General features: G+C 65.4%; 14 protein-coding genes and 1 tRNA gene. 10 read left to right on the top strand and 5 right to left on the bottom strand.

Features of this window, described 5'->3' with window-relative positions; translation table 11 throughout:
- Window positions 1–6 precede the first annotated feature (6 nt).
- Window positions 7–795, bottom strand: a complete 789-nt coding sequence (locus SRU_RS08100; RefSeq protein WP_237701675.1) for a hypothetical protein — start codon at window positions 793–795, stop codon at window positions 7–9.
- Between the two features lie 245 nt (window positions 796–1,040).
- On the opposite strand from SRU_RS08100, the gene SRU_RS08095 reads away from it, so the two are divergent.
- From SRU_RS08095 to SRU_RS08080, 4 genes are all read left to right on the top strand, one after another.
- The gene (locus SRU_RS08095) at window positions 1,041–1,949 is read left to right on the top strand and encodes a DUF4835 family protein (protein WP_103015543.1); all 909 of its coding nucleotides are present in this window, start codon (window positions 1,041–1,043) and stop codon (window positions 1,947–1,949) included.
- A gap of 220 nt (window positions 1,950–2,169) precedes the next feature.
- Window positions 2,170–3,231 carry a recombinase RecA gene (gene recA / locus SRU_RS08090; RefSeq protein ID WP_011404279.1) on the top strand — a complete coding sequence of 354 codons (1,062 nt, stop codon included), beginning with the start codon at window positions 2,170–2,172 and terminating at the stop codon, window positions 3,229–3,231.
- A gap of 6 nt (window positions 3,232–3,237) precedes the next feature.
- Complete coding sequence (locus SRU_RS08085; RefSeq protein ID WP_011404278.1) at window positions 3,238–3,993, top strand: phosphatase PAP2 family protein; 756 nt, start codon at window positions 3,238–3,240, stop codon at window positions 3,991–3,993.
- Window positions 3,994–4,503: 510 nt separating this feature from the next.
- On the top strand, window positions 4,504–5,766 hold the full coding sequence (locus SRU_RS08080) for a DUF1015 domain-containing protein (RefSeq protein ID WP_112905220.1): 1,263 nt from the start codon (window positions 4,504–4,506) through the stop codon (window positions 5,764–5,766).
- Window positions 5,767–5,831: 65 nt separating this feature from the next.
- On the opposite strand, the gene rnr is transcribed toward SRU_RS08080, so the two are convergent.
- From rnr to aroB, 3 genes are all read right to left on the bottom strand, one after another.
- Entirely contained in the window at window positions 5,832–7,937 is a 2,106-nt protein-coding gene (gene rnr, locus SRU_RS08075) for a ribonuclease R (RefSeq protein WP_103015545.1), read from the bottom strand.
- Window positions 7,938–8,067: 130 nt separating this feature from the next.
- On the bottom strand, window positions 8,068–12,909 hold the full coding sequence (locus SRU_RS08070; RefSeq protein WP_112904041.1) for a translocation/assembly module TamB domain-containing protein: 4,842 nt from the start codon (window positions 12,907–12,909) through the stop codon (window positions 8,068–8,070).
- A 93-nt stretch (window positions 12,910–13,002) separates the two neighbouring features.
- A complete protein-coding gene (gene aroB, locus SRU_RS08065; RefSeq protein ID WP_011404274.1) occupies window positions 13,003–14,106 on the bottom strand; it encodes a 3-dehydroquinate synthase in 1,104 nt (367 codons plus the stop codon).
- Window positions 14,107–14,251: 145 nt separating this feature from the next.
- Here aroB and SRU_RS08060 point away from each other — a divergent pair, with 145 nt between their 5' ends.
- The 6 genes from SRU_RS08060 (at window position 14,252) to SRU_RS08035 (ending at window position 21,380) form a co-directional block, all read left to right on the top strand.
- Window positions 14,252–14,830: a tRNA (mnm(5)s(2)U34)-methyltransferase gene (locus SRU_RS08060; RefSeq protein WP_011404273.1), complete on the top strand. Its 579-nt coding sequence runs from the start codon at window positions 14,252–14,254 to the stop codon at window positions 14,828–14,830.
- A gap of 64 nt (window positions 14,831–14,894) precedes the next feature.
- A complete protein-coding gene (locus tag SRU_RS08055; RefSeq protein ID WP_011404272.1) occupies window positions 14,895–15,674 on the top strand; it encodes an NRDE family protein in 780 nt (259 codons plus the stop codon).
- A gap of 40 nt (window positions 15,675–15,714) precedes the next feature.
- Window positions 15,715–16,935: a bifunctional alpha/beta hydrolase/OsmC family protein gene (locus SRU_RS08050; protein ID WP_112904039.1), complete on the top strand. Its 1,221-nt coding sequence runs from the start codon at window positions 15,715–15,717 to the stop codon at window positions 16,933–16,935.
- A 123-nt stretch (window positions 16,936–17,058) separates the two neighbouring features.
- A tRNA-Pro gene (locus tag SRU_RS08045) sits at window positions 17,059–17,132 on the top strand.
- Between the two features lie 147 nt (window positions 17,133–17,279).
- Window positions 17,280–18,620, top strand: coding sequence for a helix-turn-helix domain-containing protein (locus tag SRU_RS08040; RefSeq protein ID WP_013062013.1), 1,341 nt, complete (start codon window positions 17,280–17,282; stop codon window positions 18,618–18,620).
- Window positions 18,621–18,752: 132 nt separating this feature from the next.
- Entirely contained in the window at window positions 18,753–21,380 is a 2,628-nt protein-coding gene (locus tag SRU_RS08035; protein WP_011404269.1) for an HD family phosphohydrolase, read from the top strand.
- Window positions 21,381–21,387: 7 nt separating this feature from the next.
- Here SRU_RS08035 and SRU_RS08030 read toward each other — a convergent pair whose 3' ends face one another.
- Entirely contained in the window at window positions 21,388–22,317 is a 930-nt protein-coding gene (locus SRU_RS08030) for a GntR family transcriptional regulator (RefSeq protein WP_013062011.1), read from the bottom strand.
- Window positions 22,318–22,335: the final 18 nt, after the last annotated feature.

The raw sequence follows: 22,335 nt of genomic DNA, 5'->3' as shown, positions 1-22,335 counted from the left end.
ACACCGCTACCAATGAACGTCGAGCGACGCGGAGGGCGTCCAGCCGAGCTCGGCGTGCTGCTCGGCGGCAACGTGTGCCTGCAGCCAGCCGAGGTGGAGTCCAATGCCTCCGGTAAATCGGGTGGGAGCGGTCGTGACGCCCGCGCGAAGTGCGATCAACGAGAGGGGGCGAACTTCGAGGCCGCCCCGGAGGGCGGCGGGAAAGGCGCGGTCCTTAAATACGTCCACGAGGACCCGAAGAGCGTCGCCCGCACGATACTGAAGGCCCACCGATAGGGTCTGGGGCAGGGGTTCTCCCTCCACCAGCGAGGGGCCGTTGACGTTCGTGGCGTGGGCCCCCAGGTCCAGCGACGACAAGAGAGGGAGGAGAAGGCCGAGGTGCAGCCCCACGGCGCCGGTGCTCCCGTATCCGTCGATGCGTGTATGGTAGTACCGCCCCGTGAGCCCAAGGTGCACGTGCCGACTGGTCCCGAATGAGAGCCCACGCGCATACCCCAGGCTGTAATGAACCTCCCGATAGCCGTCGCCCCCGAAGGTGCTGGCGCCGCCGGACACGCTCCCCCACGCGGCGGGCCAGGTGCCCGCCACCGACCCGTACCGAAGTGCCGAAAGCCCAAAGGCTTCCCGGGCGAAAAACGAGACCACCCGGTGAGAGCGCCGGGCGGCCGCGGCCGGATTGCCGTGCACGCCGGAGGCCGTCGTGAGGGCGGTCGAGGCGTATCCGAGGGCCGATGCCCGGGCCCCGCCGAACAAGTCGTACGTGGATTGCCCGTGCGCCGGGGACGAGCCGGCCATCAAGCACCCAGCGACAAGAAGCCCCAAGAGATGACGCATGGCAGAGGGCGACCGGTGCCATGACTTTCGATACTAATCGTATCCAATCATTTGAAAAGAATCAAATATTAAAAATTAAAGGTGAGAGCGAGGAGTGGGACGAGTGGACCGTACGAACGCCCGAGAGAACCGAGTCAGAAACCTCACGGCGAGGGGAGAGGTAGCACCATTCCGCTGCCAATTGGTCATTCGCCTCCTCCGAAGCTGTGGTTCGAATTCCGGCGGCTGTGTGGGGACTTGCCGTCCTGGGGACGCTTCTGCTCGCGTCTCCGGCTGACGGACAGGAATTGCGCTGCCGCGTCCAGATTGACGACTCGCAGATTAGCGGGGCCGAATCGGAGTTTGACTTTCTCGACGATCTTGAACGCCAAATCCGGGAGTACATGAACCAACGCTCCTGGACCGACGATGCGTTTCTGCCCCACGAGCGCATTTCCTGCTCGATGCAAATTGTCCTTCAAGAGTCGATTAGTCTGTCCGAGTTTCGGGCCCGGCTCGTCGTCACGACCCGGCGCCCCATTTACGGGACCTCGCAGTCTTCGGTCGTCGCCCGTGTGAACGACCCAGAGTGGCGCTTCGAGTACAGTCGGGGCTCGTCCCTCAACCACGATCTCGACCGGTACGACCCGCTGACGTCGGTGCTCGACTTCTACGCCTATCTGATCCTCGGGTACGACTACGATACGTTCAGTCCGCTCGGCGGAACGCCCTTCTTCGACCGGGCACAGACCGTGGCCGATCAGGCCGAGGGAAGTGGAGACCCGGGCTGGTCCTCGGTGGGGACCCAACAGACCCGTGTGCAGCTTCTTTCGAACCTGCGCGCCCAGCGCCACGAGCCCCTGCGTCGGGTGTACTACAAGTACCACCGAAAGGGCCTGGATCGGTTCGTGCAGGAGACCGAAGCGGCCCGAAAAACCCTGATGGAGGTGCTCCGGACGCTCCGGACGCTCCGCGACCGTCTGTCGCAATCCTATGCCCTGAACCTCTTTTTTGCGACGAAAAACCAGGAGTTAACCGCAATCTTCGAGGAGAGTGATCTTGAAGGGCAGGCGCAGGGGCTACTCGTCCAAATGGACCCCTCCCACTCCTCGCAGTACAACCGTCTTGCGGAGTGAACCGCCCCGTTTCCGTCGGGTGCTGCGGAATATGTTCGAATCATGTGTTCAGATTTTTGGGCCGGGGACCATCCGGTGGGCTGCTTCGTTCATACCCGTTGAGTCTATACCCCCCAGGCACGTTAGATCTGTGTCGTCCTCGTGTCTACGAAGCCACGAATCGGTCGGGGGCGCCTTGCACCGAAACCCGCTCTTTTGATCGAGTCGCGTCAGGTACGATATGTCAGACAAGGACGGAGAAGCAAAAGAAAAGGCCCTCGACCTCGCCGTTGAGCAAATTCAACGGGACCACGGCGAGGGGGCAATCATGCGTCTCAGCGACGATCCCAACCAGGAGGTGGAGGCGATTCCGACGGGCTCCCTCGCGCTCGACGACGCGTTGGGGATCGGGGGGGTCCCCCGTGGGCGCATCACCGAAATCTTCGGGCCCGAGTCCTCCGGCAAGACGACCCTCGCAGCCCACGTTGTTGCGGAGGCCCAGAAGCTTGGCGGGACGTGCGCGTTCGTGGACGCCGAGCACGCGTTCGATCCGAACTACGCCGAGCAGCTCGGGGTGGACACGGACGAGCTTCTGATTTCGCAGCCGGACACCGGCGAGCAGGCCCTCAACATCACGGACACGCTGGTGCGCAGTGGGGCGCTCGACGTGATTGTCATCGACTCTGTGTCGGCGCTCGTGCCGCAGGCAGAACTGGAGGGGGACATGGGCGACACCCATGTCGGCCTGCAGGCCCGCCTCATGAGCCAAGCCCTCCGCAAGCTGGCGGGCACCATCAACCGCACGAAGACGGCCTTGATTTTCATCAACCAGATCCGAATGAAGATCGGGGTGATGTTCGGGAACCCGGAGACGACCTCCGGCGGCCGCGCGCTGAAGTTCTACTCGTCGGTCCGCATGGACATTCGCCGGATTGGGGCCGTCAAGGACGGGCAGGATGTCGTGGGCAATCGCACGCGCGTGAAGGTGAAGAAGAATAAGGTGGCGCCTCCGTTCAAGGAGGCGGAGTTTGACCTGATCTACGGGGAGGGCATCTCGTCGCTCGGAGAGATTATTGACCTGGGCACGGAGTACGACATTCTCCAGAAGCGTGGGTCCTGGTACTCGTACCAGGACGAAACCATCGCCCAGGGACGTGAAAACACGAAAGAGTGGCTGGAGGAAAACGACGAGCAGCGTGACGAGATCAAGTCGGCTCTGCGTGGGGAAATTGGGCTTGCAACGGTCGACGAGGACTCCGAGGAGGACGAAGAAGAGGCCGAAGCCGCCGCCGAGGAAGCGTAGAGGCTCATGGCCGTCCGACGGTGCCTGCACGGATCGATCTGGCCGCTGCTCGTCATCCTGATGCACGTGGGGGGGCACGAGGCGGCCCGGGCACAGCCCTCGCACCCCTCGCCGGAATCTGCTAGCGCCCGCTTCTGTGGGGCGGCTCCCGACCGCCCCCTCGATGTACGCGGCCTTGCGCTTCTCTACTGCACGACGCAGCCGGCGCTCACGGGCGGGTTGTGGGGGGCGCACCGATCGGCCCGTCCCGTGTTCTACGGGGCCGTCCCGTTTGCCTGGGGGGGCGCGGTGCTCACTGAATCCCCCGCCGCGCGGGCTGCCGCCTACCGGTTGACCCTCACCCAAGGGCTCACGTATGGGGTTGTGGTTGGGGCCAAGCACGTGGTGGGGCGCCCCCGCCCGTACGTCCATCGGCCGTTGAAGGCGCGCGCCGATCGTCACCGACCGCCGGCCCCCGGAGATGCATACCTCTCGTTCCCGTCCGGGCATGCGTCCCTCTCGGCGGCCCTCGTGACCTCCTGGGGGCTGTCGTATCCGCGATGGTACGTCGTGGGCCCCGGTGCGCTCTGGGCGGCGGGCGTGGCGCTAAGCCGGGTGCATCTTGGGGTGCACTATCCCAGCGACGTACTGGTCGGAACTGTTTTGGGGACGGGAATTGCCCTGCTCGTTCATCAACTCCGCCGCGCGGTGACACCTGCCCCGCTCCGGGCCTCTTCCGACTTGTCGTTCGGCCCTCCTCTGGTCCTGCGGGTCACCTTTTGAGTGATGCGAAATGTCAGGAGGGGCCTCGGCCGAGGGCTGACACCCGTGCCCCGCGCCGACCACTGAGCTCTGTTCCGGCGCTCGGTACTCGGGGGCAGAACGGCGCGTGCTGTCTTCGGGCGTGCCCAGTGGGCTGAAGGCAATCTGTGCTGATGGCCCCCACACGGAGGAGGCGGGACCGGTCGCAGTCCAGGCGGGCGGGGCGACACGGGCCGGCTGCGCCACCCGCGCAAGTGCCGCCGCGGTTCGGGGGGCGGGTCGGGCAGACGCGCGCCGCCGTTCGTCCTCCATGCGCCCCTGCGCTTGGGCACCCGGACGGCCGCCAGGGCATTGGCCCGTGCGCGAGCCCCCTTGCATCGGGGGAGAACCCATGCTCCCATCGGCGAGCGGCCGTAGATTCTGTAATGAAAACCCCTTCTGAAAAAACGAGGGACAGGTATGCGTCTTCACACGCTGGCCTGTATACTGGCATCGTGTTCGTCCATCTCCCTCATCAAGGTCGCAATGTCCATGGCCACTGTGCATCCGTTTCGGGCCGTGCGCCCCCGTCCTCAACACTTCGAAGAAATTGCGTCGGTGCCGTACGACGTCGTCGATACGTCCGAGGCGCGCGACCGGGCCGAAGGGAAGCCGCGGAGCTTTCTGCACGTGGCCCGGCCCGAGATTGACCTGGCCCCGGAGCGGGATCTCTACGATGACGCCGTGTACGAACAGGGGGCCGTCAATTTGCGCCGGTTTGTGGAGGCGGACTACACGGTGCGGGAGGAGGCCCCCACCGTCTACGTGTACCGCCTCGTGATGGACGGCCGCGAGCAGACGGGCGTGTTCGGGGGCGTGTCGGTCGCCGAATACGACGAGGGCACCATCGTGAAGCATGAAGAGACGCGCCCCGCCAAAGAAGATGACCGGACCCGGCACATCCTCGCGCAGCAGGCCCACGCCGAGCCCGTCATGCTGACGTACCGCGACGACGAGACGATTCATTCGCTCGTGTCGGACGTGCAGGCACAGGACCCGCTGTACGATTTTGAGGCGGAGGATGGCGTACGGCACACGGTGTGGAAGGCCCCGGCGCCGAGCCCGCTCGTCGAGGCGTTTCAGAACGTCGAGCACCTCTACATCGCAGACGGACACCATCGGTGCAAGGCGGCCAGCCGGGCCGCGGCGACACTGCGCCAATCAGAGGAGGCCGAGGCGGACGTCCCCGGGTACGAGATGTTCACCGCGGTCCTCTTTCCCATGAGTCACATGCACATCATGGCCTACAACCGGATCGTCCACGAGCTGCCCACTTCTCCCCGTGACTTTTTGGAGCAGCTGGCCCGCGACTTCGAGGTGACCCGCAACGTGGACGACCCGGTGCCGGCCCAGAAGGGGCTCGTGTGCCTGTATCTGGACGGGGCCTGGCACCGATTGGCCCTGCCGGAGCCGGAAGGCGACCGGGTGGTCGACCGGCTGGACGTGTCGCGCCTGAGCGAGCACCTGCTGGAGCCTCGGCTCGGCATCAGCGATCAGCGGCGGGACCCCAACATCGACTTCGTCGGCGGCATTCGGGGGACGGATGCGCTGGAGGCCCGGGTGGAGAGTGGGGCGGCCCAGCTGGCCATCAGCATGTACCCGACCCACATTGAGGAGTTGGTGGCGGTCTCGGACGAGGGGAGCTTGATGCCCCCGAAGTCCACCTGGTTCGAGCCCAAGCTTCGGAGCGGGCTGCTGGTGCACGACTTCGCCGAAGACGTGCCCGACGACGCGTCGGGGGCGCCCGCGGCCTAGGCGGGGGCGCGGCCCGGAGCACCGGTCGACGGTCCCCCGGGTGATGCCCACAAGGCGGGGCGGCCCTACTCCACGAACAGGAGGTCGATCTCGCGGTCCTCGACGCTGGCGCTCGCCACCTCCACACGGACCGAATCGCCGGGCCGGTAGGAGGTGCCGTTGTTTTCGCCCCGAAGCGTGTACGTCGACTCGTCGTACACGTAGTAGTCGTTCATTTCGCGGACGTGGACCAGTCCCTCCACGAGCAGGTCGGTGATCTCGACGAAGACCCCAAACTTCGTCACGCCGCTGACGACCCCGTCGAATTCTTCGCCGACGTGGTTTTTCACGTACTCGACCTGCTTGAGCTTCACGGACTCCCGCTCGGCCTCCTCCGCATTTCGCTCCTGTTCGGAGCAGTGCTCGCACCGAGCCGCGAGGTCTTCGATGTCGGCGGGGGAGCCGCCCTTGGCGTACCGCTTTAGGAGCCGGTGTACCATGAGGTCGGGGTACCGCCGGATGGGGCTCGTGAAGTGGGAGTAGTAGTCGAAGCCGAGGCCGTAGTGGCCGATGTTGCCGACGGCGTACTCGGCCTTCGACATGGCGCGGAGCGCCGCCCGCACGATGACCTGCTCCTCGGGCTGGCCCTGGACCTCGTCGATGAGGGCCCCGAGGTCCGAGGAACGTGCGTTGCCGTCGGTCAGGGGCAGTTCGTGGTCGAAGACGCGAACGTATTCGGCGAGCTGCTGAATCTCTTCGCTGTCTGGGCTGTCGTGCACCCGGTACACGAACGGAAGCGGCTCGTCGGTGCCGTTCGAGCGGTGGCGGTCCACGTGCTCCGGCGCGGCGATGTGCTTCGCAACGGTCCGGTTGGCGAGCAGCATGAACTCTTCAATGAGGCGGTTGGCCTGGAGCCGTTCCTTCCGCACAATGTTCGTGGGGGTGCCGTCGTCGTCCAGGATCACGTTTACCTCGTCGGAGCCGAAGTCGATGGCGCCCTCCTGCATCCGGCGCCGGGTGATGGTTTTGGCAAGCCGGTTGGCCTGCACCACGTCCGCCGCCATCTTGTCGTCGGGGTAGCCGCCCTCGATGTAGTCTTGAGCACGGTCGTAGGTGAGGCGCTCCTTCGAGTGGATGACCGTTTCGCAAATCTCGTAGTCCACCACGTCGCCCTCCGTCGTCAGCTCCATCAAGATGGAGAAGGCGAGCTTGTCCTCGTGGGGCCGCAGGGAGCAGACCTTGTTCGAGAGCTTCTCGGGAAGCATGGGGATGGTGCGGTCCACGAGGTACACGCTCGTGCCGCGCTCCAGCGCCTCCGCGTCGATGGCCGTGTCGGGCTCGACGTAGTGGCTCACGTCCGCGATGTGGACGCCCACCTCGTAGTTGCCGTTGTCGAGCTCCTCGACGTGGACGGCGTCGTCGAAGTCCTTGGCGTCGACCGGGTCGATCGTAAAGACCGGCTTGTCGCGCAGGTCGCGACGGCGCTCAATCTCATCCTCGGGAATCTTCACGGGAATGCTCTCGGCCTCGGCCTCCACCTCGTCGGGGAAGTCGGCCTTCACGTCCATGCTCATGGCGAGGGACAGAACCCGCACGTTCGGGTCGTCCGACGGGCCGATGACCCGGAGAATGCGCCCTTCGGGGGAGGCCTTCCGGTCGTCGAACCGGTCGATGGACACCATGACCTTTTCGCCGTCCTTCGCGCCGCTGAACGCATCCGGCGCGACGTAGACGTCCTGCAGGATGCGCTGGTCGTCCGGCTCCACGAAGGCGAAGTCGCTGCGGTGGTGAAAGGTGCCGACCACCTCGGTGCAGCGCCGCTCGACCACCTCAAGGACTTCACACTCGCGCTTTTTGTCTTCCGGCGCCCGGGCGGCCACGGCCACGCGAACGAGATCCCCGTGGAGGGCTTCTCCCATGTTCGCCTCCCGGATGAAGAACTCTTCGTCCTGATCCGTGGCCTGGACGAAGCCAAAGCCCTTGTCGTGACACTGGAGGACACCGGTGTGCTGGCGCGTGGTGGCCTTGGTCTTGTATTTTCGGCCGTCGCGCTCCACGAGCTGCTGGGCGGTCATCTCTGCGAGCACGTCGCAGAACTGGAGGTAGGTTTCATTGTCCTCAATGCCGAGCCCGTTCGCGATCTCGTGGGAGCGGTGGGCGTCGTTGGGATGTTCTTGCAGAAAGGCGAGGATGTCCTGTCGAAGGCTGTCAACTTGCGTCTCCGTAATGGCAGTAGGGTTCTGTGCTGAAAAAAGGAATCAGTATGAATCTCGTGTATCGCAACGACCGCCTGCCCGTCGGCGTTCGAACCGCACGAAAAAGTCATACGGGGTCGTTCTGTTCGAAGGGGGGCTGCGCCTCGGGGGAGGCCGTCGAATCGGACGGGGGACGGGCGCTTTGCGCGACCGGATCGGGGGCGGGGTTGTCCTCGTCGTCCGGTGCAGGGTCGGTCGGCAACATCCAGCCAAAGATGCTGTGGAAGAGCGTTCGCCAGGTCGAGAACTGGGTCTGATACGAGACGCCGGCCCCGCGGCTGCTTGTAAGGGCGCGGCTCGGGGTCAGCTCGTCCCCGGTGCGCCGGTAGAAGACCTTCGCACTGACGCTGGGGCTGAGCCGCACCTCCACCACGAATTCCCCCTGCGGCCCGCCGGCGCGCTGGGCGTCCGAGTCGGCCGGGTCGTCGTTGGTATAGACCCCTTCGCCCCGGATGATGAGGCGTTCGTTGAGCAGGCGCAGGGCCACGCCATAGATCAGGTCCAGGTTGCTTGGGTCTTCGCCCTGCACGCCAAAGTTGAGGTCTACGTTCGGGAGGGCCTCCCCGAGATACCGATTGAGCTGGCTCGACACGAGCTGGGACACGCTGTTGAACGCCAGCTGGTTGCCCGCCGTCGTCAACTGATTGCCTTCGCCGTCGGACCGGGCCGTACCGCTTTGGGTGATCGACTCGGTGGTGAGGAGAAATGTGTTCGTCAGCAGCACGCTCGTGGCGTACTCCGTGGTCCGGGCGGGCTGGTTGAGAACAGCGTCGAGGGTCTCGGAGCCAATCAGGTTTCGCTCTTCACTCCGCGTCATGGACAGGCTCAGGTCCACCTGGGGCGAGGCCACCCGGCCACTGATGGCCAGTTGAACCGTGACGGGGATGCGTCCGCTGTAGCCGTCAAAGCCCGGCAGCCCGGAGGGGGAGGCCCGGGTACGGTACTCGGCATCCAGGTCCAGCTGGGCGTTGGTGGGGCTTCCGTCCCAGGTAATCGTCCCCTGGCTGATGGCGAAGCGCCGCACGAAGACCTCTCCGGCCGTGAACAAATAGGTGCCGCTGGTCGCGTCGAAGCTCCCGTAGACCGAAAAATCGCCCTCTTCCCGCTGCAACTGGACCCGGCCGGAGCCGACGACCGTCACCACGTCCCCCACCAGTGGATCGAAGACGAGGTTGACCGTCGACTCGTCCGGGGCGATGACGTTGAGGTCCAGGTTGAGGCCCTCAACGAAGGAGGGCACACCGGCGGGGCGGTCGGCCAGAATATTGGGCCGGCGCGTCAACTGCGACACGGAGGGCGTCCGGCCCGTGGAGTCGGCAAAGACGATGAAGCCCGCGTCCTCCTCCACCGTCCGTCCGGAGACGGGGATGTACAGTTCACTGTCCGGCGTCGTCCGGGCCGCGTTTGATTCGAGGGTGGCGTCGGGAAGCGGGCCGTTGAGGTGGAGGGGGCCCGACCCCCGAATGCGGCCGTAGAAGGGAAGGTCCTCGGCCTGCGATACGTCGATCACCGTGATGCCGTCCAGCGAGGCCGATAGGTCGAAAGAGAAGTACTGGTAGTCGTTGAACAGGATGCTCCCGTCCACGGTGGCCGTGCCCTCCTCGTCCTGAACCCGGAGCGTGCGGGCGTGGATGCCGCGCTTGTCCACCTCCACGGGGCCCTCCACCTCGTAGGCCAGGCCGAAGACGGGCAGCCGGACGGCCCCGTTCACGATGTCGAAGTCCGCCTCAAACCGAGGATCTAGGACCCGGCCCCCGATATGAAGCGGGCCGCTCACGAACCCACGCACCCCGGCCACGCGCTCCTCGAAGATGTACCGAAAGAAAAAGAGGTCCGCGCGCTCGACATCCACCGAAAGGTCGAGGGTTTCTCCCGGCGGCAGGGCCGACGCCCGTTCGGGGGGCGCTGCGCGTGCCCATTCCGGGAGGCGCACCCGGCCCGACACGGAAATGTCATTGGGCTCCACGGTTCGTGCGCCCGATGGAACCAGCGCCGGGCCCGTCAGCTGTTTCATGGTCTGGGCCTTTGAGCGGAGCCGCCCCTCCACACGGAGATCGGGGGACCGGGCGGCGTAGGTCATACGGAGGCGGGCAGAGCCCAGGACGCGGCGGTCGAAGGACAGGCGTTGCACGGCCAGGTCACTGGCCAGCTCGGGTTGGCCCAGCGCGCTCCGCAGACGAACCGTGCCGTCCAGGTTGCCACCGATGAGCTGCGGCAGTCCCAGTGCTCGCGAGAGGGGAGGAAGGTAGACGTTCCGGGCCTTCACGGCCAACGTATCTGAGGGGCGTGCCGAGACGGTGCCGCCAATCCGGATCGTCTGTAGGGACGGGGTGTCGGGATGGGGCTGTTGAATCGTAAGGGGGGCGACGACGAAGGCATCCGAGTAGGCCCGTAGAGACGCAGGTGCGGCATTGGTCCACTCGTTGCCGCCGATGCTCGCCGATACCTTCCGGAGGCGCAACTCATTGGCCCGTGGCGTAACGCGAAGCCCCCCGGACAGGCGAACCGAATCGGCGATCCCGACGCTGTCCGCCCGTGCCTGAATTCGTCCGGTGCGGCCCCCGTAGGCGAGCGAAACAGCGGTGTTCTTGAGGGCGGGCCCCCCCAGCGTCGCCCGTCCGGCCGAGACGGTTGCCGTCGCCAGGGTCGACTGCGCGAGAGGGGCATCGACGTGGCTGGACACGTCGTACTCGGCCCGCAGGTCCGTTACGGTATTCGGGCCGGCCCGAACCAAATCGGCCGAAACGTGCCCGGCAGTGTAGAGGCTATCGGGGCCGACAGAGAGCCGAGCCTCGGCGGTGAGGTTTTCGGTCCCCTCCGGAAAGGTGGGCCACCAGGCACTCACGATTTTCGGCTGGAGAATCCGCATCTCAGCCCGAGCCTCAAGGGGACCCCGAGACTGGAGGGAGGCTCGCGATGAGGCATCTATTGGCAGGTAGAGGGAGGGCTGGGCGGAGGACTGTTGGCGGGAGGGCACAGGCTTGTCGCGCTCGCGCCGAACTGCGTTTCGGAGCTTCGTGCCCCAGGTTTGGGCGGCCGTCCAGAGGGGCGGGCCGAGCGAGGTGCCGTCGGCGGTGAGACGAAGCACGGAGCCGCTCAACTCCACACGCGGGCGCCCGGCGGTGCGGTCGGCCAGCCGGAGGGCGACGGAGTGCGGGGGCAAGGTCATCGTGCTGTCCCCGCGATTCACCCGAGAACTGTCCACCTGTAGTACGGCCGTCCCGGCGAGGGAGCGCCACTGGACCCCGCGCCCCCCGACCGTCAGGCGCGCATTCAACTGGGTGGAGGGGGCGGTCGGGCCCACGATGGATCCCAGATCGAGGTCGGAGCCGGTCACGGTGGCCGTATAGGACGGCCGGCGATCGAGGTCCTGGGCCGCCCCGTTCACGTAAAGCCGTCCGCCGTTGTCCTGCCGAACACTGAGGGTGCCATTCGTGCTGTCCCCGTCGATCGAGAGCGTGCCGTCGGCGGAGGCAAAGGAGCGCCCGGCAACCCGAGAGCCTGCGAGGGACACCTCGACTGAGCCCTGCAGGCTGCCGAGTTGGATGCCCGTTCCGCTGCCCTCGACTCGGCCCGACAGTTGACTCGTCAGGGCCGGGCGGCCGGTCAGGGGCGCAAGGTTGAGGCTGTCCGCTTCGAGCGTGCCGTTGTACGAGAGGCCGGAAGCCGACGACCGGGCCACTGCCAGCGACCCCCGGACCGCTCCGTGCGGGCTTTCCATGGCGAGACGGGTCGTGAGGTCGAACGTGCGGGGGCCGGCCGGAGCGTCGGCGGTGGTGCCCTGCAGCGAGCCAGTGAGGTTGAACGGAGTGCCATCGACGGAGGGCACGGGAGGGGCGGACGGCCACACGTCGCGAACATCCTTCGGGACGAGCCGGCCCTCCGTGAGGCGAAGATCCATCGCAAGCCCCCCGCGGGCCTGGCGGAGGGTTCCGCTCAGGGTCGCGACGGAAGCATCGTGGGTAATCGTAACGTCGTCCGCGCGGAGTCGGCGTGCGGTCCCTTCCAGCGTGCCTTCGAGCGTCACCACGTCCGCGAGCGGAAGCCGGGGAACGATGCGTCGGAGCTCGCCCTGATCGATTCGACTCCGGTCCAGGCGCACCGAGACCTGGGGCGACGCTCCGTCGGCCCCGCCGGTTTGAATCGAGGCTTTCCCCCGAATGCGGGTCGTATCCAGGGACAAATCCAGCCCTCTAATCGACCAGCCATCCGGTGTCTGTTGGATCTGGCCCTCAAGGAAGGAGACACGGAGGTCCTCGCCCGGCATGGAAAACGACCCGTTGCTGAGGTCGACGAAGCGCCTGGTTCCCGTCCGTTGGGCAACGGCGCTGAACGAGAGGTCTCGGACGGTCGTTCGCGTGTAGTCGAACAGCCAGCCCTGCCGGACCAGGTTGGGGGCGGAGCCGCCGCGGGTCGTGGTCACACGCCCCCGTTGGACCTCAATGTCCGCAAATGTTAAATCCAGGGCGCTTCCCGACGTGGAGGGAGACACCCGCCGAACGGCGTTCGCGGCGTTCCAGCCCCCTGAAGAGTCGCGCCGAAGTACGAGGTGGGGCCGAATCAGGGCAAGAGACTGGATGGACAGTTCTGCGGTCAAGAGGTTGGCCCACTGGGGGGTTGCCTGGATCTCGTCAACCGTCCCAACAAGCGTGCCCGAGGGAGCTCGCAGCTGCACTCCGCTTGCTTCGATGTCGGTGAGAAGGGACCCACTCAGAGAGTCGATCGAGAGGGTCCCCTGGAATTGCTGATTGAATTGCGCCTCGACGTGTCGTCGGATCCGATCGCGGCCCACCTCCGTCCGTGTGAGCCCGACGAAGAAGACGACCCCGACCATCACCGCTGCGAATGCGACGCGGAAGGCCCGCCACAGCGGTTGGGTGAGGGACCGGCGATTGGACGAGTCGGGCACGATTGCGGGCCGAAGGCGGAGGGGGATGGAGGGCGTTATCGAGGCAACCGCCTCCTATCGGCGTGTTGACACGACTGAAGGAGGGGCGGCGTTTCAGTTCGAACACGCAAACTGCCAGGCATGACGGGCGTCGGCCTCCGTGACATCGCCGGTCACGTACGCCTGGCCCAACTGTTCGAGGAGCACGAAGCGGATGGTGCCCCCCTCATTTTTCTTGTCCGCCGCCATCGCTGCGTAGAGGTCGGGAAAGGGCACCTCGGCGGGGTCGGATTCAATCGGCACGGCACGGATCACATGATCGAGTCGCTCGCGAGGCACCGCCTCGGGATGGCGCTGATGGGAAAGGTAGAGCCCCGCCCGCATTCCGATGGCGACGGCCTCGCCGTGGGTAAACGCCCCGTACCCCGCCACGCGTTCGAGGGCGTGGGCGAAGGTGTGACCGAAGTTAAGAATGGCGCGCCGGCCCTCCTCCCGTTCGTCGGCACTGACGACGTCGGCCTTCACGCCCACGGCGTCCTCAATCACCGACGAGACAATCTCCCGATCTTTGCGGGCCATGACGGGGACCAGGTGGTCTTCCAAGGCCTCGAAGAGATCGGGGGCGCGGATGAGGGCGTGTTTAATCACCTCCGCCATGCCGCTTGTGTACTCCCGCATCGGCAGGGTATCGAGCGTCTGCGGGTCGGCGCAGACGAGCTCCGGCTGGTAGAAGGCGCCGATCAGGTTCTTGCCGGTGTCATGGTTGATGGCCGTTTTGCCCCCCACCGACGCGTCGACCTGGGCGAGAAGGGAGGTTGGCAGTTGCACGAGGGGCAGCCCGCGCAGGAGGGTGGCCGCGGCGAACCCGGCCAGGTCGCCGACGACGCCGCCCCCGAGGGCGAGCACCGGGGTCTGCCGATCGATGCCCCAGGCGAGGGCGTCGTCGTAGATGCGGTGAAGGCACGAGGCCGATTTGGTCTGCTCGCCAGGGGGGAGGACGAGGGAACGCACCGTCCAGCCTGCGTTGGAAAGGCCCTCGATGAGTGGTGTCTTGTAGTGGCGGGCCACGTTCTCGTCGGTGACGAGGAGACACCGTCCGGCCGCGAGCCCAACGTCTTCTAGCAGAGACGGGACCGTGGCGAGGGAATCGAAATGAACGGTGTAACTTCGCTCGTCAAGGTCAACGAAAACGGCCATGGGGGCGAGTGGGCTCGGCATAAGTCTTTCTCTGCCTCACGGACTGGCGGGGCGTGAGATTCCTCGCCCTTTCGGAATTTGAGGAGTTTGGTCGCGCGTTTCCGGAGCGTCCTCGCCCCCTGATCAACCGCACACGCTGCCCCGCAACAGCCCTGATCCCGTCCACATGGTGATTCCGTCGATCCTGGAGCAGGCGCACGCCCTCGCCGGCCGGGCGGTCGGAGAGGGCGGGATTGCGGTCGACGCCACGGTCGGCAACGGACACGACACCGCGTTCCTGGCCCAAGCGGTCGGGGCGGGCGGGGCCGTCGTGGGATTCGACGTGCAGGAGGAGGCCCTGGTCGAGACGCGACACCGCCTCGAGCGGGAAGCCCTCAGTGCCCCCGTTCGGCTGGTGCATGCGGGGCATCAGACCCTCGCCCGGCACCTAGAAGAGGCGGAGCGGGGGCGGGTCGGCGCCATCATGTTTAACCTGGGCTACCTGCCCGGCGGAGATCACTCGGTTGTGACTCGCCCCGAGACGACCCGTCAGGCCCTCGATGCCGGTACGGAGGCGCTCCGCCCGGGCGGCGTCATCACGGTGGTCGCCTATACGGGCCATGAGGGGGGAGACGAAGAGGCCGACGCCGTGGAGGCCTGGGCGTCGGCCCTCCCGCAGGCGCAGTTTCGGGCCTTGTCCTATCGGTTTCCGAATTGGAGCAACGACCCGCCGCGCCTGTTTGCAGTCGAGAAGCGTGACGCCTAAGCGCGGGCCGAGCCCGCCGTGTTGGGGCCTGTCCCTCTCTCCTTGCTCATATCCTGGACGCGCCATGTGTCTGATTCTTTTCGCAAAGGACGTGCATCCGGAGTATCCCCTCATTTTTGCGGGGAACCGGGATGAATTTTACGACCGGCCGACGGCTCCTGCCGCCTTCTGGGACGACGCACCGCATGTGCTGGGCGGGCGCGACCTGAAAGCAGGAGGGACGTGGCTCGGCATCACTCGGAAGGGGCACTGGGCGACGGTGACCAACGTGCGTGACGAGCGCCCCCGTCGGGACGACGCGCCGTCGCGGGGGCGTCTCGTGGCGGACTACTTGCGGGAGGAGCTCGCGCCGGAGGCGTATCTCGACGGCCTGGAAACGGAGGCGGATCAGTACAACGGGTTCAATGTGCTCGTCGGAACGCCCGAGAAGACGTTCTACTACTCGAACCGAGACGGCACCCCGCGGCCCGTACGGTCCGGGATCCACGGCATGAGCAACGCGCAGCTCGACGATTCGTGGCCCAAAGTGGAGCGGGGCACCTCCGGGTTGGATGCACTCTGCGAAGACAAGGACCTGTCCATTGAGGCCCTTTTCGATATCCTCGACGACCGCCAGCCGGCCCCGGACGGTCAACTTCCCCAGACGGGGGTGGGGCGCGAGACCGAACGAATGCTCTCGCCGCCGTTCATCGACGGCGACGAGGCGTACGGGACCCGTGCCTCCACCGTGTTTCTCGTTCATCGCAGTGGGCGGGTCACGTTTGCCGAGCGGAGTTTCGACGGCGGCACCGCCACGGAGACCCGCGACTTTTCGTTCAATTTGGCGTCCCCTGTGGCGTCCTAACTCTCATCTCTGACGCTCATTCGAAGACAACCCCTTGTCTATGCCCGAAAAAATCCGATTCGAGAACGCCGACGGAAACGCCCTGGCCGCTCGGCTTGACCGTCCCGACGGCGAATCGCCCTGTGCGTTTGCGCTCTTCGCGCACTGCTTCACGTGCTCCAAGGATTTGCGGGCCGCGGGGGCCATCAGCCGAGCACTAACCCGTCACGGGATTGCCGTACTCCGGTTCGACTTTACCGGGCTTGGGGAAAGCGAGGGCGAGTTCGCGGACACCAACTTCTCGTCCAACGTCGAGGATCTGATCGCGGCGGCCGATTATCTCAGTGAGCACCACGAGGCGCCCCGCATTCTGGTGGGCCACTCGCTGGGGGGCGCCGCGGTGCTGCAAGCCGCGCAGCGGCTCGATTCCGTACAGGCGGTGTCCACCATCGGGGCGCCGTACGACCCGGAGCACGTCACCCAGCACCTCCAAGACGCGGTCGAAGACATCGAAGAAAAGGGGGAAGCGCGCGTCCAACTGGCCGGACGCACCTTCACGATCCGGAAGCAATTCCTCGATGACCTTGCGGCGACGAAGATGGAAACCACCATCCGGACGCTCGGCCGGGCGCTCTTGATCTTCCATTCGCCGGTGGATCAGACCGTCGGGGCAAACAACGCCGCCAAGATCTTCCAGGCCGCCAAGCACCCGAAGAGCTTCGTTTCGCTCGACGACGCCGACCACCTCCTTACGGATCGGTCAGACGCCGAATACCTGGGGGTGGTCCTGGGGGCCTGGGCCGAAAAGTACGTTGACCGGTCGGTCTCGGTGCCCGACACGCCCGACGAAGACGTGGTGACGCGTACCGAAGGCACATACCGCACGGCGATTCAGGCGGGGCAGCACGCACTGGTTGGGGACGAGCCCGAGAGCGTGGGGGGCGACGACGACGGGCCTACGCCATACGGCTTTTTGCTGTCGGCACTCGGCAGTTGTACGGGAATGACCCTCCGCATGTACGCGGATCGCAAAGAGTGGCCCCTCGACGAAACCATCGTCCGCCTGTCCCACGAAAAAGTGCACGCGGAGGACTGCGAAAATTGCGACACGGAGCAGGGCCAGGTGGACCGGATTACCCGGGAAATTGAAATCCGGGGCCGCCTCAGCGACGACCAACGCGAGCGGCTCTTTGAGATCGCCAACAAGTGCCCCGTCCACCGCACCCTGCTCGGTGACGTCGACGTCCGTTCGTCTCTCCGATCCCGAGACGACGCGCAGTAGGCATCCCCGCACTGCCGCCGACAGTGGGGCTTCGTCGAGAACTCACAGGGATCGAGCCCGGATTGGGCCCTGCCACTCCGAACCCGCGGTGGTTTGCGTCATATGAGCCGATGCATTCAAAAACGGGACGTGGCGCAGCTCGGTAGCGCACATGTATGGGGTACATGAGGTCGCCGGTTCAAATCCGGCCGTCCCGACTTCCAGGTATCTGAGGCCGTTCCCCCGGATTTTGCCGGCGGAACGGCCTTTTCTTTTGCAGGTTTGCCGACTGGCCCTGCCGGTGGGCCTCGGTTTGTTGAGCGCACCGCCGGGCTCGGGATCTCCCACCGACTTCTCTCGTCGCCATGCCCGATGATTTGGACACTCCCGCCCTGCGGCGGTTCGCGCGTGACCTGCGCCGGATCCGCGAGGATCGAAGCGTGTCCCGCACGGCCATCCAGGAGGAAACCCAAGTCCATGCCTCGCACCTGAAGTCCTTCGAGGCGGGCGTCCTCCACGAAGAGGAGAGAATGAACGGCGTTTACCTGAAGGCATTCGTCCGCGCCTACGCCGAAGCGATCGGGCTTTCTGCGGAGACGGTCGTGGAGCACCTGGAGTCTGCGCTCTCCGGCACCTACGACGATCAGCTCGCCGTCACATTTCTGAACGCCCCGTCAACGGAGGCGGAGGCGGATGTTTCAGAGGCTGCCGCGGCATCCCCATCCGCGGAAGGAGAACAGGACGCGGCCGACTCGCCGTCGGGTCCGAGCGATAAGCCCGAAGAGAAGACGTCCGAAGATAAGTTGGGCCCCGCAGAGGAGTCCCCTCAAGAGACGAAGACGGATCCGACCCAGGCCGTCTCCTCCGACGCTCAGTCCTCAGCGGGGCAGTCCCCGTCCTCCCCCCGTTCGGGGGCGTCTGCGTCCGAAGCAGCCGGCGAGCGTCCGTCCCCGGACGTGCAGGAGGAGCCGCACTTCTCGGATTTGTCCGGGGAGGAGGAACGGGCGGGGCGTGCTCCGTCCTCGGCGCATGGGCGGGCGCCGCGTCAGGGCACTCCTCAGGGAGACTCATTTTCCAGCACCGTCCAGGGGATTCTCGCGGCCCACCGCGACAAAGTCCTGACCACCATCGGGATTGCCCTCCTGGTTGGACTGGTCGGGGGACTGGGATTCTACCTTACGAGGGGCGGCGCGACGTCTGAGCCCCCGTCGGGGGGGGAGACGCTGGGCGCTTCCCCCGCTGCCGATGCCGGCCCCTCGGCCGCAGAAGCCACCGGCGACACCAGTGCACCGGCGCCGCGGTCCGCCCGGCGGCCTCCGGCCGACATCACGCTCGGCGATACCCTCCACGTTACGGTCCGGGCAACCGAAGACGTGCGGGAGCTTCGGGTTCAGCAGGACGACAACCTCCGGCGGCCCTACTGGATCGAGGCGGGCGAGGCCCGGGTTTTCCCGTTCGTCGAACGCGTGACGCTCCAGAATCAGCTCGAGAACCTAGAGCTTCTTCTCGAAGGGTACCGGTATCCCATCACCTCGACCGACGAGCAGGGGCGTGTCATCATTCGTCGGGACACGGCCGAGCAGTTTGCCGATACGCTTCGGGGGGCTCCGGCCTCCATCTCAGAATCTCCGGATACCATCCGGGGCCAGGGCTCGTTTCCAGACCCGGATACCACGTCTTCAGAATCGCCTGACTCGGAATCCTAAGCGGTTAGGAAAACACACGGAAGGATCCTCTCCCTCCCTGTATGCATTCAGGCTGTCCTTGGCATCACGTCACGGGCCGTCTCTCCGAGCCGCGAGGGAGGACGGTCCCCGTCATTGGTTGCATGGTCCACTATGGGACTTCTTGAGTTGCTCGGTTGGAGCCGGCGGTCGCCTCAACCCGTGGGGCATGATCTCGAAACTAACGACGAGTCCGAGGCCCCCGAGGCGTGGAAGCAGTGGGCCCTGCGCGGCGGTCTTTTTCTGGGCCTTGTGGCCCTTACCGTCGGGGCGTTCCCGCGGGGGGACTTCTACGAGTATACAGTAGAGGTGGGCGACACGTGGCGCCAGTCCACGCTCAGTGCCCCATTCAATTTTCCCGTATACCTCGACCAGGAGCGTGTAGAGGCCCGGCGCGACACGGTCCGAGCGAATACATCTCCCTATTTTCGAGAGGTGCAAGGGGCGTCGCAGAAGCTGACGGAAAACCGGGACACTCTGCGTCGCCAACTGAACCGCATCCTGGAGGCCTACGCGAGCTACCGCTACCATCGACAGCAGGGGGAACGGGAGGCCGCGCGCCAAGACTCGCTCGACTACGTTCGGCGCCGCCGGAATGCCCAGGTCACGCTCAGTGCGTCACAGTGGGAGTACCTAGCGTCCGAGTATGCGGAGGAGGTACAGGACCTTCGTTCCCCCTCCCGCCAGTCCGCGGGCCAGATGTCGTCCCGTCTGCATGGCCGCCTGCTTGAGGCGGCCTTTGAGGTGGGCGGACAGCTTCTCAGTCTCGGGGTCATGAACCGGCCGCGCGATTCGGTAGTGACCGACGAGATCATCGTCCGGAATCAGCAGGACCAGACCCAGCGCAGGGTCGAAAAGGACAACCTTTACGGGCTCAACGAGTCGTTCGAGTACGCCGAGCGCCAACTCCGTGAGCGATTTTCGGAAAACCGGGAGCACTCCCGCATTGCGGCCTCCTTCTTCCGGGCGATCTTCGTGCCTTCGCTCCAGTATCTCCGCGAAGACACGATGGAGGAGCGCGATCAGCGTGCCCAGAAAGTGACCGCCATTCAGGGCGGGGTGGAAGAAGGGGAGCCCATCGTACGGACGGGGCAACGGGTCACCCGAGAAATCAAACGCAAGCTCACGTCTCTCGAACGGGCGAAGAGTGATCGGCTTGGGTCCAACATTGTAGCGAAACAGCTGAGCGGAGAGGTCCTCTTTACCCTGCTCGGCTTTGGGTTCTTCTTCTTCTACCTCTATCTCCTCCGGCCCGAGATCTGGTCCAAGAACCGGGATCTTGTACTGGTATCGGTGGTCCTCGCGTTCATTATTCTCCTCTACGGGATTGCCATTCGGGCGCCTTGGTCCCTGTACGTCGTGCCCGTGCCGCTCGCGTCGGTACTGCTCACCATCGTTTTCAACTCCCGCATTGCCCTCATCGGGACGCTGGTGCTGGCCCTGACCGGGGGACAAATGCTGGGCCTCGAGCTCGAGTATACCGTCGCCACCTTTTTTGCCGGTGCCTTCGGGATTTTTAGCGTCCGGGACATAAAAAATCGCGGGCAGTTTTTTGTGAGTGGGGGGCTGGCGTTCGCGGGGTACGCGCTCGTGCTCTTCGCCACCTGGCTGTATCTCGACCTTCCCTTCGGACGGGTGGCCCCCGACCTGGCCTACGCGGCGATCGCCTCCGCCATCACGATCACGTCGTCGCTGTTTCTGTGGGCCCTGGAGCGCATTTTCGACATCACCACGGACCTGACCCTGCTGGAGCTCTCGGACACGAACCGTCCGTTGCTGAAAGAGCTGAGCCTACGGGCGCCCGGCTCGTTCAACCACACGCTCCAGGTTGCCAATCTTGCCGAGGCGGCCGCCGACCGGATTGGGGCCCACGCGCTGCTGACCCGGGTCGGCGCCCTCTATCACGACATCGGCAAAATGAAGAAGCCGGAGTACTTCGTCGAGAATCAGCGTACGATGTCGAACCCCCACGATGAACTGAAGCCCCGGATGAGTGCGCTCATCATTGCGAGCCACGTCAAAGAGGGCCTCGAAATGGGGAAGGACGACGGACTCCCGGAGCAGGTGCACAAGTTCATTCCCATGCACCACGGGACGGCCCGGATCGAGTACTTCTACCAAAAGGCCCTCAGCCGGACCGAGAATACGGACCGATCCGTGCCGGAGTCGGAGTTTCGCTACCCGGGGCCCAAGCCCGACTCGAAGGAAACCGGCATTCTGATGCTGGCCGATTCGGTGGAGGCCGCGAGTCGGAGTCTCGATGAACCGTCGCCCCGCCGCCTGGAGAACCTCATCGATCTGCTCTTCAGCGAGCGGATTGACGATGGGCAACTCGACAACACGAACCTCACGTTCCGCGACCTCCGGCTAATCAAGGACACGTTCCTGAAGATGCTGCTTGGCATCTACCACGTGCGGGTCAAGTACCCGGATCAGGAGGAAGAATCCGCCGAGCCAGACTTTGAGGTGGTGTCGCTCCGGGCGGACCGGCCGTACGTCAACGTGTCCGTGGCGTACGGCCAGGACGCGTGGGGGGCCTGGGTGGAGCCCGAACCGGCCTCGCCGGCACGGTCGCGGAAGGAGCCGCGGCCCCAGCTTGCAGACGCGTCCCCTCACTCCTCCGCCTACCCGGACGCGGAGGAGATCCGGGCCGACCAGAATGGAAGGGAGGAGGCCCCGGCGACGGAGAGCGCGTCCGGGTCGGAGTCCGGGGGCGAGGAGGCGTCGCCACAAGGGCGGTAGGGGACAGTCAAGCCGGCACGGCATTCGCGATGGCCTCAATTGAATCCTTGCCGACCAGCAGCTTCAGCTCTTCGACATCGTGGAGGGAGTCGTCCAGGTAGGGCCGGAGGCGACGCTGACTCGCCGGGGTGGCGAGCAACAGGTCCGTCTCCTGGACGAAGCTCTGAAGGTGGTCTGCCTCACGATCAATTGACGCGGCAATGACCTGTCCATCGTAGGCTGTTTGGGACCGAAGCTCTTCAGACAGAGGGGGGATGGTGTCCTGGTAGCGTGTCACCAGCCCGAGTGTCTCACGGTCGCGGAGCCGGGCCACCGTTTCGAGGACGGCGGGAGGAAGGTGGGTCGAAAATCCCATGGTGTCGGTTCGGGAGAGCGTCTCCAGCACCTGCGCAAGGTACGGATACGGTGAGAATGCGTAGTCCGCGTCCTTGTGACGCTCGATTCGGGAGAGGGAGACCGGTAGCACGGTTTTTTGGAGGGCGGTGCTCAGTTGGTCCGCACATAGGCGGTTCAATTCGTCGTGGGGGCCGAGGACGATGAGCTTGCGCTCCAGTCCCGCGTGGTCGAGCAGGGTGGCCTGCTCCTGAAAGAGGGATTCGATCTCTGCGTCGCTGAGCCCCAGCCCGACCAGCTGCTGCAGCGTGTCGTTGACCACTTTCGCCCCGCGCTCCATCCGCTCGCTTTTGGCCAGGGGACTCCGCTCTTTGACGGTGTATCCACTTCCAACCTGAGAGCTGAGAAGCCCCTCGTCTTCCAGTTCCTGATACGCCTTTCGGACCGTGTGGAAGGAAACGTCGAGCTGGTCGCCCAGCGTTCGGGTGGACGGAAGCGTGTCGTTGACATTGTAGTGCCCAGACGCGATGAGGTAGCGGAGCTGGTTGACGAGCTGCTCCCGCACGGACACGTTCGCGTCAGGATCGATGTCCAAGGTGGACATGGCCGCTAATTCCGTTAT

The organism is Salinibacter ruber DSM 13855 (genome assembly GCF_000013045.1).
Taxonomy (GTDB): Bacteria; Bacteroidota; Rhodothermia; order Rhodothermales; family Salinibacteraceae; genus Salinibacter; species Salinibacter ruber.
The sequence above is the reverse complement of the archived record's forward strand: the minus strand, read 5'-3'. Positions and strand labels throughout refer to the sequence as shown.